A 14,035-nucleotide genomic window follows, 5' to 3' on the forward strand; every position below is an offset into this window, starting at 1 on the left:
GGACCACCTAGCTCGCCGACGGTTCGGGATTGTTCGTGTGCTCGTTGTACGGGATTTCGTCCGGTCCGAGGTCGGCGCCGCCACCCGGCACCGAGTTCGGACCCTGCTGTTCCGTGCCCGTGCCGACCTGGACGTCGTCGAAGGGCAGCAGCGGGGTCGCCCACGGGAAGATGACATACCAGAGCAGCGCACCGACCGTCAGGGTCAGCACGAGCGAGCCGGTCAGCTTGCCCCACAGGCCGAAGGGGAGTTTGCGCCAGATCCAGGCGTACATGGGCCCTCCCTACGCCTTCATCTCGGCAGGCTTGCCGGCGTCGGGCAGCTTGGGGTCCCGTTTGACGGTGTCCACCAGCTCCGCGTGCACGATGAGCCGCTGATAGTTGTCGAACTTCGGATTGCACGTGGTGAGCGTCAGGAGCGCCTTGGTGGGCTTCTTGCCGGGCTGGCCGGGCACCGGAGCGACCACCTCGACCTGGCTCGGCTTGACGACCTCGCTCTGGGTGACCTTGTAGACGTACCAGTTGTTGCGCGTCTCGACGCCGATCACGTCGCCGGGCTTGAGCTCGTCCAGCCGCCAGAAGATCTTGCGGATGCGGTGTCCGGCCACGGAAAAGTTGCCGATCTTGCCGGGCTGGACGGTGTCCGGGTAGTGGCCGGGGGCGTAGCGGATGTCCTGGGGGCGTACGCCGTCGACGACGACCCACTTCATGCCGAACTTGGGAATGTAGAGACGTCCCACCAGGTCTTTGCCCGGCGCCGCGGGTGCCTTCGCGGTCGGCCCGGCGCTCGGCGCCACCGTCGGATCGTTCCACTGCTCGTCGAGCTGGCTGGCGAGGGTGTCCTGCTCGTTCTCGACCTTGGCCGAGTTGCCGAACACCTCGTATCCGGCGAAGAGCAGCACGACCAACCCGAAGGTGATCATCAGTTCGCCGGTGACGCGGACGCCGGCGCGGATCCGTGAGCCGAGCGTCGGTCGGGTCAACTCGGAATACACGCTCTTGTAGCCCTCGTCGGTCTGTTCTGGCCGCAGCTTGACGACCTTCTCGCCCCGCTTGGGCTTGGCCTGTTCCGCCGCCGTTCCGGCCCCGACGCCCGGCACGGCCGCGGCGACCACCGGGACCGTCGCCCGCGGTGCCTTTTCCCGTACGGGGGGCAGCATGCCGGTCGGCACGTCGTCGGAGCGGATCACCGCGGTCGCGGCCGGGTCCTGCGCGGCGCCGGTGGATTCCAGCGCGCCGCCGTTCGCCTGAGCGGGCACCCGCCGCTGCGGAGCGACGCCCCGGCCGCCCACCGGGCTCTGCGGGGCGCTACTCAGGTGGTCGTTGCGACGCGGCCGAGTGCCGGCCTCGTGCCGTTCCGACGGCTCCTGCCGGGCCCCGCGCCGGGAATTGCCGCGCTGACCGTGCTCGGCGAACTGGTCGGCCGCACCGGCCGCGGCACCCGCCGCGGCCGGGCGCGCGCTCGCTCGAGCCGACCGAGCCTGCTGACGCGCTGTGGCCCGGGCCACGCCGTTGCCGGGCGCCTCGGCGCGGATGGCCGGGCTTCCCAGGCCCACCGGCGGCTCCAGGGGTCCGCCGGGCACGCCGTCGGCGGAGGCGTCCGTGATGCGGGGGATGAATGCCGTCTGTGCGTCGCCGTCCGGTGCGCGGTGCCGACCCGAATTCGCCGTGCTCTCGGGGTTGTCCGGCGGCACCATCACTCGGTGACCTCGGCGGATCGGAGGTCACTCGACCCGTCGTAAGCCCCCACAGTCACGTTCCTCTCGACGGTCTCCGTGTAGCCGAGGCCAAAATCGGCGACGGCGGCGCGAAATTGCTGGACTCCCTCTGCGGACTCCAACGCCCGACGCATCGCCGTGGGTTCGCCGATCGCCGTGATCTTGAACGGCGGCGAGAAAACCTGGCCGTGTAGGAGCAGCGTGTTGCCCACACAGCGTACCGCGCTCGTGGAAATGACGCGGACATCCATGATCGCCATTGCCTCGGCCCCACCAGCCCAGAGGGCGTTCACGACCGCCTGCACATCACCCTGGTGGACGACAAGATCGTCATTCTGTGGTGCGTTCGTGCCGCCGTCGGTGGCTCGGCGGGCCGAGTCGTTGAGCGTCACCGTGAGGCCGGGGCCCCGCAGGCCGGTGAAGCCCGCCGGTTGCCGCATGCCGTCGGCGCGCTGACGGGCCTGTTTGACCGGTTCGTCGACGTCGGCCAGCCGGGCGGCGTCCTGGTCGACCGCCGTACGCAGGGTCGCGGCCTGCCGCTCGCGGGTGTCCAGGCGTACGCGCTTGTCCGTGATGAGCTGGGCAAGCTGCGGCCTGCGATCGTCGCGCAGGGCCGTTCCGTCGGCGGTGGTGGCGGACGTGGTGAAGAGCAAGCCGGCCGCGAGCGCGATCAGCGGGACGCCCACCGACCATCCCCGTTGCCGCTGTCCCCGCCGCCGCGGCCGGAGCCCGCCGAGGGCTCGGCGCAGGACAAGTCGCCACGAGGGCGTCCCCGTGGTGTACTCCACGTCGGTCTTCCTCTCGTGTTGGTCCGAAAAACCCACCGGCGGGTGCTTGCGTGCGCGCCGGCTTGACTACGCTAGCTGTCGAACAGTATTCGCCACGGGCAGCGTTCGGGGTCCCCGGAGCCGCTCAGGGGTGGGTTGTTCACCACTTGTCGCCCTCAGGAGAGCGCCGTGCCGAAGTCACAGGTTCGCAAGAAGAAGGTCTACACGCCGCCGACGGATGTCCGCCCGGCTGTAGCGGCCGCGTCCAAGAAGCCGAGCCCGGTCTGGGTGCCCGCCTCGGCGGTCTTCTTGATCGTTTTCGGCATCGCCTGGCTGGTGGTCTATTACCTCTCGGGCCAGCAGTACCCGGTCGCCGCCTGGGAGTTCTGGAACCTGGCCGTCGGCTTCGGTTGCATGGTGGCCTCTCTGGGAATTCTCTCCCGCTGGCGATAGTCGCCGTAAAGTCTGCTTCAGCACGACAGCGCACCCCCAGGGCCGTTCTGCCCGCGGGGTGCGCTTTCGGCTGGGCTGGCATCGACAGGCCCGCGGGGCGCCGGGTGAGACGAACTCAACCGTCCACACCCGCATGCAGAGTGATTACCCGTGGGTAACATAGGTCGGCACCACCGACCGAGGAGGCACAAGGCAGATGGGCATCGCGCAGATCGTCGCCACCGTCCTGGCGGGCGTCGTCACCCTCGTGGCGGTCGTCCTGGCGGTGCGGGCGGTCATCTCCATGACCGCGGTGATCCGTCAGGGCAAGCCCGACCCGTCGCGCTTCGACGACAAGGGCACCCGGACGAAGACGATGCTCGTCGAGACGCTGGGCCACACCCGGATGCTCAAGTGGGGCGTGGTCGGCGCGGCGCACTGGTTCGTGATGGTCTCCTTCATGATCCTGTTCCTGCTGGTCGTCGAGGCGTACTTCGAGATCGTGGACCCGGAGGGCGGCCTGCCGCTCGTCGGCCACTGGGTCGTCTACGGACTGGTCACCGAGTGGATCGGCATCCTCGGCCTGGCCGGCATCCTGGTGTTGATCGTGATCCGCCAGCTGAACAAGCCGGGCCGCCGCAAGCTGTCCCGCTTCTCCGGCTCCACGATGTGGCAGGCGTACTTCGTCGAGGCGATCATCGTCGGAGTCCTCATCTGCGGCTTCCTGATCCGCGGCTTCAAGGTCGCCAACGACCACTTCGAATACCCCGCCTGGGCCGCCCCGCTCAGCCACGGCGTGGGCGCGCTGCTGCCCGCGGCGAAAGACGGACCCACCTGGGTCGGCCTGGTCAAGATCTGCATCTCCATGGGCTGGCTGATCACCATCTCGCTCAACGTGACGATGGGCGTCGCCTGGCACCGGTTCCTGGCCTTCTTCAACATCTTCTTCAAGCGCAGCCCGGAGAAGCCGGCCGGTTCCGGCCTCGGCGCGCTGAAGCCGATGATGAGCGACGGCAAGCCCCTCGACTTCGAGGAGGCGGACCCCGAGAAGGACCAGTTCGGCGTCGCCCAGGTCGAGCAGTTCACCTGGAAGGGCCTGCTTGACTTCTCCACGTGTACGGAGTGCGGCCGCTGCCAGTCGCAGTGCCCGGCCTGGAACACCGCGAAGCCGCTGTCGCCCAAGCTGCTGGTGCTGTCGCTGCGCGACCATGCGTACGCGAAAGCGCCCTATCTTCTCGCCGGCGGTGGCAAGGACCTGACGGGCGAGGAGAAGGCCACCGAGGAGCAGCTCAGGGGCGTCGACGTGCTGGCGCTCGCGGAGGCCGACCGGCCGCTGATCGGCGGCGCCGACGAGAACGGCATCATCGACCCCGACGTGCTCTGGAGCTGCACCACCTGCGGCGCCTGCGTCGAGCAGTGCCCGGTGGACATCGAGCACGTCGACCACATCGTCGACATGCGCCGCTACCAGGTGCTGATCGAGTCGAACTTCCCGGCCGAGGCCGGCGTCATGCTCCGCAACCTGGAAAACAAGGGCAACCCGTGGGGTGCGCCGCAGAACACCCGCGAGGACTGGACCAAGGGCCTCGACTTCGAGGTCAAGCGGGTCGGCGAGGCCGACTTCGAGTACCTGTTCTGGGTCGGCTGCGCCGGAGCGTTCGAGGACCGGGCCAAGAAGACGACCCGCGCGGTCGCCACGCTGCTGCACGAGGCCGGCGTCGACTTCGCGATCCTCGGCGAGGGCGAGACCTGCACCGGCGACCCGGCCCGACGCATCGGCAACGAGTTCATCTACCAGATGCTGGCCCAGCAGAACGTTGAGACGCTGCAGGAAGCCCAGGTCAAGAAGATCGTCGCCACCTGCCCGCACTGCTTCAACACCCTCGGCAACGAGTACGAGCAGCTCGGCCTCAAGGTCGAGGTCGTGCACCACACGCAGCTCCTGGCCCACCTGGTCGCCGAGGGCAAGCTCACCCCGGTGCAGCCGGTCGACGGCGGGGTCACCTACCACGACCCCTGCTACTTGGGCCGGCACAACCGGGTCTTCGAGGCGCCCCGCGAGGTCCTCGGCAGCGCCATCGAGGGCGGCCTCACGGAGATGCCGCGCAACTCGGAGCGCTCCTTCTGCTGCGGCGCCGGCGGCGCCCGCATGTGGATGGAGGAGAAGATCGGCAAGCGGATCAACGTGGAGCGCACCGAGGAGGCGCTGGCCACGGGCGCGAAGACCATCGCGGTCGGCTGCCCGTTCTGCTACACGATGATCGGCGACGGCGTCACCGGCAAGGGCGAGCAGGAGAACGTCGAGGTCGTCGACGTGGCCAGCGTGCTGCTCCGCAGCATCAAGGGCGACAAGGCGCAGGCTTAGGCCGACTCACGAGGCAGTGAGGACGACGGTCGTTGCCGTCATCGAGGCCGAGAGCGCCACGGCGGCCTGGATCTCCTCGATCGTCTTCTTGACGGCCGTCGCGGCCCAGGAGTCCTCGGAGATCTCTTTGAGGCGCTTCTTGGTCTGCTGACGGTTGAGGTCGCCGAATACCTTGCGGTCCATGCCGGTCGCGCCCACCAGGGCGCACAGGGCGGCCGTTCGCGGCTCGACCGGCCCGGTCCCGGAGACGGCGGCGACCAGACGCTGCCGGGCCTCGGTCTCGGGCACCGGCTCCACGCCGTCCGTCGCGGGATAGCGGGTGCGGTCGAAGACGAGCAGCACCTTGTCCTGCTGCCGCGTCAGCACCCCGGCGTCCACCAGAGCGTCCAGCGTCCGCCGGCGGGTGTCCTTGGCGAACGCCGAGACCCAGTGGCCCGGCTTGCGGACCTTCGGCTCGGCGGCGATGCGGCCGAGCGCCTCGTCGAGGAGCGGATCGCCGAGCGGAGCCGGATCGCGGACGACAACCTTCTTGTCCTCGGCGTCGATCCGATGGGCGAGAGCCAGCTCCAGCAGCAACGCCCCACCCAGCCCGTAGTTCAGGCGGGTCGAGTCGATCTCCGGAGACCCGTCGTTGCGATAGGCGAGCAACGTGAATTCCTCGGCGATGTTCATGCGTCCACGCTAACTCCGGCGCGCATCCGGGCACCGCGGACGATTGCGGGATGGGAGGTTCCGGCACAATGAGGGCCGAGGTGAACCGATCATGGACGGCCTGATCCTGACCGCGGTGCTCCCGCTGGCTGCCTTCGCGCTGCTCACCCTGGGCAACGCGTTCTTCGTGGCCGCCGAGTTCGGGCTGGTCACCGTCGATCGCGTGGAGATCGCCAAGCGCGCCGACGCCGGCGACCGCCGGGCCGGAACCGTCCGTGACGCGCTGCATGAACTCTCCTTCCAGCTCTCCGGCACGCAACTCGGCATCACGCTGACGGCTCTGCTGACCGGTTACCTGGCCGAGCCCGCGCTGTCGCGGCTCTTCACGCCGGCCATCGCGCCGATCGGCGGACGGCACACCGAGACGATCACCCACCTGCTCGCGCTGGTGCTGGCCACGCTCGTGTCGATGCTCTTCGGCGAGCTCGTACCGAAGAACGCCGCCCTGGCCCGCCCGATGAAGGTGGCCCTCGCGACCGCGGCCCCGCTGCGTGCCTTCTCCAAGCTCTTCAAATGGCTGATCAGCGCGCTCAACGGCTCCGCCAACTGGTTGGTCCGTCGCATGGGGATCGAGCCGCAGGAGGAGCTCGCCAGCGCCCGTTCGCCCGAGGAACTGGGGCTGCTCGCCGCGATCAGCGCCCGCGCGGGCGCCCTGCCGGACGAGACCGCGACGCTGCTGCGCCGCACCATCCGCTTCGGCGAGAAACGCGCGGCGAAGGCGATGACCCCGCGCGTCGACGTGGTCGGCCTCAAGACCACCGCGAGCGTCGAGGATCTGATCATGGTGGCGCGCGAGACCGGACACACCCGCTTCCCCGTGTACGAGTCGACGCTCGATCTCGTCGTGGGCGTCGTCGGCGTGCCGGACGCGCTCGGGGTCGCACCCGATGATCGGGCCGCCACGCCGGTGTCGGCGGTGGCCCGTGAGCCGGTGTACGTCCCGGAGAGCCTCAGCCTGGACAAGGTCCTCGCGGCGCTGCGGGCCGCCGACGCGGACCTGGCGATCGTGGTCGACGAGTACGGCGGCACCGACGGCGTGGTCACCGTCGAGGACCTCATCGAGGAACTGGTGGGCGAGATCGCCGACGAGTACGACGTGGACGTCGCCGAGGCCGGCAGCGTCGACCTGACCGCGCCCGACGGTGGCCGTACATTTCTCGTCGACGGGGTGCTGCGCGAGGACGAGCTCTCCGAGCAGACCGGGTTCCGTCTGCCCGAGGGCCCCTACGAGACCCTCGCCGGATTTCTGCTCGCCCGCCTGGGTCACATCCCGAAGGCGGGCGAATCGCTCGAGGACGAGGGCTGGGAGTTCACCGTGATGCAGGTGGATCGGCACCGGATCGAGCAGGTGCGGGTGGACGCGCCGCCGGAGCCGTCCGATGGCTGAGCTGGTGATCACGGTGGTTCTGCTGCTGGGCAACGCGCTGTTCGTCGGCGGGGAGTTCGCGCTGATCGCGTCCCGGCGTACGGCCCTGGAGCCGCTCGCGGAGACCTCGCGCCCGGCGCGCTGGGCGCTATCGGCGATGAACCAGATCCCGTTGATGATCGCGGGCGCGCAGCTCGGCATCACGATCTGCTCACTGGGCCTCGGCGCGATCGCCGAACCGGCCCTGGCGCATCAGTTGGAGGGCCCGTTCGAGGCGGCGGGCCTGCCGGAGAAGGCGATCCACCCGGTCGCATTCGTCCTCGCCCTCGGCGTCGTGGTCTTCCTGCACACCGTCGTCGGCGAGATGGTGCCGAAGAACATCACCCTGGCCGGCCCGGAACGCTCGGCGCTGATCCTGGGCCCGTTCATGCTTGCCTTCTGTACGGCGACCCGACCGGTCCTGAGCGCGATGCGCTGGGCGTCGCGCATGGTGCTCGCCCTGTGGAAGATCGAGGCGACGGACGCGGTCAAGACGGTGTTCACCGCCGAGGAACTGGCGGGCATGGTCACGCAGGCCAGGGCGGAGGGGCTGCTCGGCACGGAACAGTACGAGCGCATCCACGCGGCGCTGGGCCTCGGCGAGCGGACGGCGGCCGACACCCTGCGGCCGTGGTCCGGGGTGACGACGGTGGCGGACGACGCGTCGCCGGCCACGATCGAGGCCGTGGCGACCCGCAGCGGGCGGTCCCGGTTCCCCGTAGTGCAGCGCGAGACGAGGCGCGTGCTCGGCTTCGTACACGTCAAGGATGTTCTGGGTTATGCGGGCGCGCAGCGCCGCCTGCCCATTCCGGCGGAGATCATCCGACCGCTGGCCGTGGTGCCGCCCGACCGCAACCTCGCCGATCTGCTGCTGACCATGCGCCGGGACCGACGCCACATCGTGCTGGTCAGCGACGGCCGTCGGCCGCTCGGCGTCATCGCCCTGGACGACGTGTTGCACGCCGTGATCGGAGAAGCCGCGGCTCCGCGAGCCGCCTGACTTCGTTACGGGTACGGCCGGTATGTGGGCCGTTCGGCTTACCCCCTCTGGGGTGGTTTCCGCCACTTTTGCGCCGACCCGGAGTTTGGACGCACTACTTTCCCCCGAGTTTCGGACAATAACCGCATGTTCGACACTCGCCGGTCATGGTTCAGCCCGTTCGGCGCGCTCACGGCCGCCGCCGTCCTCGGCGCGGGCCTGCTGGCCGTCGCCCACTTCGCCCAGCGCAGCGCCGCCGCACCCCGGCTCGCGCCGATGGTCATGCCCCGCCCGTCGGGAGGCGTCCTGGCCCCCGCCCCCTTCGGCTTCGCGGCCCCGCCACAGCCCGGCAAAATCGGCGTGGCGGTGCTCCCGGTCACCGTCCGATACACCTTCGACGGTGGCGTGACGGAACCGATCACCGACGTACGCGGCGGCTTCGAGCTGCGCCCCCTCGGCCAGAACGGCGGCACCCTCAGCCTCGTGCCGCAGGGCGCCGGCCTGGCCGTGCAGTACCCGAACCGGTGCACGCTGATCCGCGAACGCGAATGCCCCCGAGCGATCCTCGAGGGAATCCGCGACGACGGCCTCAACCCCGGCACCCGCCCGATGCAGTACGGTGCGTCGATCCTGATGACCCACAGCGACCTCGCGGATGGCGCCAACGTCTTCCAGAAGGGCTATTCGGTAGGCGGCATCAGCCAGTTCAAGCTCCAGGTCGACCACCGGCAGGGCCACCCCAGCTGCGTGATCGCCGGCCGCAACCGCATCTTCCGCGCGGAACCCCTGATCGACGTGGCCGACGGAACGTGGCACCAACTGGTCTGCACCCGCACGGCGAACCGCCTCGAACTCGCGGTCGACGGAGTGCGACGTGCCTCGGTGCCCGTCCCGCCGGGCCTGTCGATCGCCAACGCGGAACCGTTGCGCGTGGGCGGCAAGGGCGCCAACAAGGGCAACGACCAGTACGCCGGCCAGATCGACAACGTCTTCCTCTCGATCGGCTGAACCCGGGGCATCAGGACTGGGCCGCCGTAGACCAGGTCGTTGCCGAGCTCGCCCTCGACCCAGTCGTTGCCGGCGCCTGGCACGGGCGACCGGGTCATGTGTTCACTTCGGGGGTCGGCCCTTCGACTGGGGCGTAGCGATCGCCCTACCCGTCGCGCGCCGCGAGCATAGGGGCTTCGCCTATTAGTTCCGGCGAACCGAAAGGGCGGAGCCAGCCGTGCATGGACGATCGCGCTCCGGCTAGTGGGCTCCCGGTGTGGGGACTGACCAGTGCTTTCGCACGTCGGTCAAGGTATCGGACGGTGCATTGACCCTGTCCACCTTGATCCGATTCGCAGCTTATCGCCGACGGTTGCGGGTCTTGCGCCAGTGCGGCCACACTGCCAAATTGCGCATGATCATCGATGTCACGGAGGAATCATGAAGTTCGGCCGTCTCGGCACTTTCGCGTGGACCACAGGCGTCGCCATCGCCGGAGGTATGTCCCTCTCCGCGTCGGCGGCGGCCGCTGCCGGCCCGGAGGTGCCCGTGTTCGCGGTCTTCGCGAGCACCAAACCCGTGGCGGCCACGGACCTTCCCGCCGACTGCTCGGGTGTCGCGGCACCCAAGGCCGGATTCGAGACCTGGAAGTTCGACACCGCGCAGAACGGCAAGTTCAAGACCTTCGGCGCCTCCTTCGTGAAGGCCACCGACATCACGAAGGTGGCGGCGGCGGGCTGGGGCATCGACCCGACCACACCCGGCAAGGTCATCTTCACCGGCGACCTCGGCGCGCTCCCCGCCGAACTGGCCCTCAACGGTGCCATGACGCTCACCTTCGGCGCCGATCGAGACGCCGTCGCGCTGACCCTCCCGACCGGTTGGACCCTCGCCGGGGCGAACGCCGCTCTCGACAACCGCAACCTCGCCGACGGCGAGAGCCTCGAGGAGGCCGTCAAGCCGATCGCCCTGAAGATCACGGGCGTGTGCGTGGCCCCGAAGGGCACGAACCCCGGCACGGGGACGAACCCGGGCACGGGTACGGGCACGAACCCCGGCACCGGAACGAACCCGGGCACCGGAACGAACCCGGGCACGGGCACGAACCCGGGCACGGGCACGAACCCCGGCACGGGCACGAACCCGGGTACCGGGACCAACCCGGGTACCGGAACGAACCCGGGCACCGGAACCAACCCGGGCACCGGAACCAACCCGGGTACCGGAACGAACCCGGGCACGGCGCCCGGCAACGGTGCTACCACTCCGACCACGGGCGGCGAGACGACCGACACGGACACCACCCCGGTCTCGAACACCACGGGCGGAGACGACGACAAGGGGACCGGCCTGCCGCTCACCGGCCCCGGCATCGCCCTGTACATCGCCGCCGGCCTGGCCTTGATCGGCGCGGGCACCGCCAGCCTCGTGCTGGTACGTCGCCGGCGTGCTACCACCGTCATCTGATCTCGACCACGTCCACGAGGCGGCACGGCCCGAGATGAGCCGGGCCGCCTCGTCGGGCAGGGGCAGCACCGAATGGCCTGGAGTGCCCCCCCGGCGGCCCGACCTAAGGGCATGCCAATGGCGCGAGCCGCGTCCCTCGGGCATCGCGCATCCCGGCTGAGCCGGGAGCGAAGTGGCAAGCATGACCGACCGACGAAGCGGCTCAGGCCTGCGGCCCCAAGGCCGCCTTCCCTACATACAGGAACCCTGCACCGGCTTTCAAGACAGATCGGCAAGGGGTTTGCTGAAGCGCCGGACGGCCGTTCGGACGCGATCCCGCGCGTCGGTCTCCCACTTAGGTGCTGACCGCGCGGCGATGGGTCGCGGTGCCGGGCCGGGCATCCCGGATTCGCCCGGGTCCAGGGGCGGAACCCCGGCCGCTGGAGGCTGGGTCCAGGTCGTAGGCCGGAGGCCCTACCCGCCGGAGGCACTCTCGTACGTGCTCGGCGCCGCCGATGCACAGCGCCGACCACCGCCGAGTCGTCTGTGAGCTGGCCCTTCGGCTGTAGGAGCGCGTTCTACGGCGTGGTGTACTTGCCGGATGCACGCGGTCAGTCAGGCACACAGAGGCCCGATCGCTGCTGCGTTGCGACACACTCTGGTCGGTGCCTACCTGACCTCTGTCGCGTTCGTGTGCTTGTCGGCCGACGGGTGGCAGGCCCGTGCCGTCGAGACCGGTCTAGCGCTGATGCCGGCGGCCATGGTTGTCGCCGGGCTATGGATCCGGCGCTTCGCGCGCCATGTGCGGGACCTGGAGCCGAGGGACCGAAAGCGCCCGCTGTTGATCGGCGGTGCAATCTTGCTGGTGGCGCTGATACTGGGCGGCTGGATCTACGTCGAGACACGTTCCCCGCCACCGGTGCAGGCGGAGCTCTTCACGCTGGGGGTCGCCCGCTAAGTCGCCAAGCGCCTTCCAGGGGCACCGCTGGTCCGTCGTTGTAGTAACGCTGTCTCAGCCCCGGTCAGCGCTCGTGCGGGTGATCGGGGCTTCCGCCTGTCCGCCGGACTCGCGGTGGCCACCGCCGGCCCGCGCCGGGAGCGAAGCGGCAAGGCGCGGACGGCCGGCGAGATGGCTCGCGCGGCGGCCGCCGGCCGCCCTTGACTAGGAATAGAAACTTCGAACCAACGGCGGCGTGCTCACGAGCAGGCACCAGCTTCACAGCGATCGGGCTCCGAATCGCTGCCGTCTGACCGTTCAAGCGCCAGAGACCAGGGCAAGAATCGTCGGCAGCAGAATAGGGTGCGCGGCGACGGTCGACTGGACGCGGGTGTCGTGGAAGGCGCCGTCGCGGTCGACCACCTGCGCTCCAGCCTCGCGGGCAATGACCACTCCTGCTGCGGTATCCCAGGGCTTGTTGGACAACATCGCGATGGCGTCTACCCGGCCAGCGGCCAGCCAAGCCAGGTCAATGGCGGCCGATCCGTGCATGCGGATCCGCTGGACGTTCGCGGTGAGTCGTTCAGTCATCGCGAACCGCTCGCTATTCTTCTGCGCAGCCCTGTCACCCACGGCGTAGTCCCCGATGGCCACTACAGCATCGGAAACCTTCGACACCAGGCTGACGTTGACGCGCTGGCCATTTACCGTGGCTCCGCCGCCTTCGAAGGCGGAGTACCGCTCACCGAGGAAGGGAAGATCGATGACACCGAGCACGGGTCGGTAACCAACGATCAAGCCCAGCGATATGGCGCACAGGGGCGAGCCATGGACGAAGTTGACCGTGCCGTCCACCGGGTCGAGCGCCCACATCGGGCCATCCGTCGCTCCGCTGATGCCGTTCTCCTCGCCGAGGAAACCGACGTCGGGGGTCTTCTGGCTGAGGAAGGCGCGGATCCGCTCCTCGATGGCGTAGTCGACCTCGGAGGCCATGTCTCGATCACCCTTGGCGGTGAGGACGCCAGGCTGCATGGTGGTCATGATCTTGTGGGCAAGATCGACGGCCTGGTGGGCGATGGGGAGCAGGTCGGCGTAGTCGGTCATCTGGGCTGTCCACCGTCCCAAAGCTCGTCGAAGGTGCGCTCGAAGACGGAGTAGAGACCTCCGGTGGGCGACCGCCTCTTGATCACCAATGTCGGGGACTCGACGCCTCGGGCATGAGGTAGGTATGGCTGGGCGACGCAGAGCTTCTGGTCGATGATCGTGATGTTGAAGCGGATGGTCTGGTCGTACGTGGCGACCTCGATCCGCTCGCGCAAGTCGGCGGGAAGTCGGTCGCGGACCCTCAGCACGCCTTGCAGGTTGAGGGTGGTGAGCGCGCCGAGGTGGCGGCGATATGGCCCTCTTCTTCCTCGCGTTGGCGGATGGCGCTGCCTGCGGGGTCTAGGAAGAGCAACCGGAGCCGGGCGCCGTTGTGAACGAGTTGGGCCAGCTGGGTGTCCGCGTACTGCTGGCAGATGAGGTTGAGGGACAGCCCGGCGACGGCGTTGGTTCCCCAGAGCTGGGCGGGAACGCTGAAAGCGGTCGAGGTCCGAGGGCCCACGTGGGCTCCCTCCCTGCCGGGGCGGCTACTTATCCGCGTGCCGGATAGCAACGAAACGGATGCTATCCGGTCGACGGATAGAAACCACTCCTCGATGGACTACAGCTCGTGATGGGTTGACGACGCTCCGCAGAGCGCGAGGACCAATCCCTGGTCACCAGCACCTACTCGCCACACGTCCTGGGCGGAGGAACGCGACCCGCCGCGGCTTGGGCCGTTCTGCGGTGCCGGAGCTGCGCAAGCGCCCGACGCTGCCCCACCCAGAGCGCCGTGCCCCACCCAGAGTGCCGTGCCCCACCCAGAGTGCCGTGCCCCACCCAGAGTGCCGTGCCCCACCCAGAGTGCCGTGCCCCACCCAGAGTGCCGTGCCCCACCCAGAGCGCCGTGCCCCACCCAGAGCGCCCACCGCACCGTGGGGTCTGGGGGCTCGGCCCCCAGGCAGATATGCGAAAAGGCCCGTCCCGCGCACTCCGCGGACAGGGCCTTCCCACCTTTGAGCGGGTGACGGGAATCGAACCCGCACTGTCAGCTTGGGAAGCTGATGTTCTGCCATTGAACTACACCCGCGAGCGGCCTCACTGTACCCGATTCGTGGGCGTTGTGGCGTAGCCGCCCTGTGTAGACGCCGGCCGGACGTGGCGCGGACCAGCTCCCTCCGGGCCTGTCAGCGTCCCGCGAACGCAGAT

At 69.3% G+C, this 14,035-nt stretch carries 12 protein-coding genes, 1 tRNA gene and 1 pseudogene; 7 read left to right on the forward strand and 7 right to left on the reverse strand.

The window, feature by feature from the left end; genetic code table 11:
• Window positions 1-7: 7 nt before the first annotated feature.
• From AB0M36_RS19785 to AB0M36_RS19795, 3 genes are read right to left on the reverse strand one after another with little or no spacing between them, the layout of a single operon-like run.
• Window positions 8-274 (reverse strand): hypothetical protein, encoded by a 267-nt coding sequence (locus AB0M36_RS19785; protein WP_364159433.1) that lies wholly within the window; start codon window positions 272-274, stop codon window positions 8-10.
• 9 nt (window positions 275-283) lie between these two features.
• Window positions 284-1,696, reverse strand: a complete 1,413-nt coding sequence (locus AB0M36_RS19790) for a class E sortase (RefSeq protein ID WP_364159659.1) — start codon at window positions 1,694-1,696, stop codon at window positions 284-286.
• Window positions 1,696-2,505 (reverse strand): DUF881 domain-containing protein, encoded by an 810-nt coding sequence (locus AB0M36_RS19795; protein ID WP_364159434.1) that lies wholly within the window; start codon window positions 2,503-2,505, stop codon window positions 1,696-1,698. Before AB0M36_RS19795 ends, AB0M36_RS19790 begins: the two co-directional genes overlap by 1 nt.
• 168 nt (window positions 2,506-2,673) lie before the next feature.
• On the opposite strand from AB0M36_RS19795, the gene AB0M36_RS19800 reads away from it, so the two are divergent.
• The gene (locus tag AB0M36_RS19800) at window positions 2,674-2,937 is read left to right on the forward strand and encodes a cell division protein CrgA (protein ID WP_364159436.1); all 264 of its coding nucleotides are present in this window, start codon (window positions 2,674-2,676) and stop codon (window positions 2,935-2,937) included.
• Window positions 2,938-3,133: 196 nt separating this feature from the next.
• Entirely contained in the window at window positions 3,134-5,281 is a 2,148-nt protein-coding gene (locus AB0M36_RS19805) for a (Fe-S)-binding protein (protein WP_364159438.1), read from the forward strand.
• Between the two features lie 6 nt (window positions 5,282-5,287).
• On the opposite strand, the gene AB0M36_RS19810 is transcribed toward AB0M36_RS19805, so the two are convergent.
• Complete coding sequence (locus tag AB0M36_RS19810; protein WP_364159439.1) at window positions 5,288-5,953, reverse strand: GPP34 family phosphoprotein; 666 nt, start codon at window positions 5,951-5,953, stop codon at window positions 5,288-5,290.
• A gap of 91 nt (window positions 5,954-6,044) precedes the next feature.
• Between AB0M36_RS19810 and AB0M36_RS19815 the strand changes: the two genes are divergently transcribed.
• From AB0M36_RS19815 to AB0M36_RS19835, 5 genes are all read left to right on the forward strand, one after another.
• A complete protein-coding gene (locus AB0M36_RS19815; RefSeq protein WP_364159441.1) occupies window positions 6,045-7,379 on the forward strand; it encodes a hemolysin family protein in 1,335 nt (444 codons plus the stop codon).
• Window positions 7,372-8,397: a hemolysin family protein gene (locus AB0M36_RS19820; protein ID WP_364159443.1), complete on the forward strand. Its 1,026-nt coding sequence runs from the start codon at window positions 7,372-7,374 to the stop codon at window positions 8,395-8,397. Before AB0M36_RS19815 ends, AB0M36_RS19820 begins: the two co-directional genes overlap by 8 nt.
• Window positions 8,398-8,523: 126 nt before the next feature.
• The gene (locus AB0M36_RS19825; RefSeq protein ID WP_364159445.1) at window positions 8,524-9,384 is read left to right on the forward strand and encodes a LamG-like jellyroll fold domain-containing protein; all 861 of its coding nucleotides are present in this window, start codon (window positions 8,524-8,526) and stop codon (window positions 9,382-9,384) included.
• Window positions 9,385-9,804: 420 nt separating this feature from the next.
• A complete protein-coding gene (locus AB0M36_RS19830) occupies window positions 9,805-10,830 on the forward strand; it encodes a hypothetical protein (RefSeq protein ID WP_364159447.1) in 1,026 nt (341 codons plus the stop codon).
• 580 nt (window positions 10,831-11,410) lie between these two features.
• A complete protein-coding gene (locus AB0M36_RS19835; RefSeq protein WP_364159449.1) occupies window positions 11,411-11,767 on the forward strand; it encodes a hypothetical protein in 357 nt (118 codons plus the stop codon).
• A gap of 297 nt (window positions 11,768-12,064) precedes the next feature.
• Here the strand turns inward: AB0M36_RS19835 and AB0M36_RS19840 are convergent, their stop codons facing one another.
• From AB0M36_RS19840 to AB0M36_RS19850, 3 genes and pseudogenes are all read right to left on the reverse strand, one after another.
• Window positions 12,065-12,850: an inositol monophosphatase family protein gene (locus AB0M36_RS19840; protein WP_364159451.1), complete on the reverse strand. Its 786-nt coding sequence runs from the start codon at window positions 12,848-12,850 to the stop codon at window positions 12,065-12,067.
• A pseudogene (locus AB0M36_RS19845) lies at window positions 12,847-13,349 on the reverse strand (DUF5919 domain-containing protein). Before AB0M36_RS19845 ends, AB0M36_RS19840 begins: the two are co-directional and overlap by 4 nt.
• Before the next feature lie 496 nt (window positions 13,350-13,845).
• Window positions 13,846-13,916 (reverse strand) — tRNA-Gly (locus AB0M36_RS19850).
• Window positions 13,917-14,035 lie beyond the last annotated feature (119 nt).

Origin of the sequence: Actinoplanes sp. NPDC051346 (assembly GCF_040682215.1) — a bacterium.
In the GTDB taxonomy this organism is placed as follows: domain Bacteria; phylum Actinomycetota; class Actinomycetes; order Mycobacteriales; family Micromonosporaceae; genus Actinoplanes.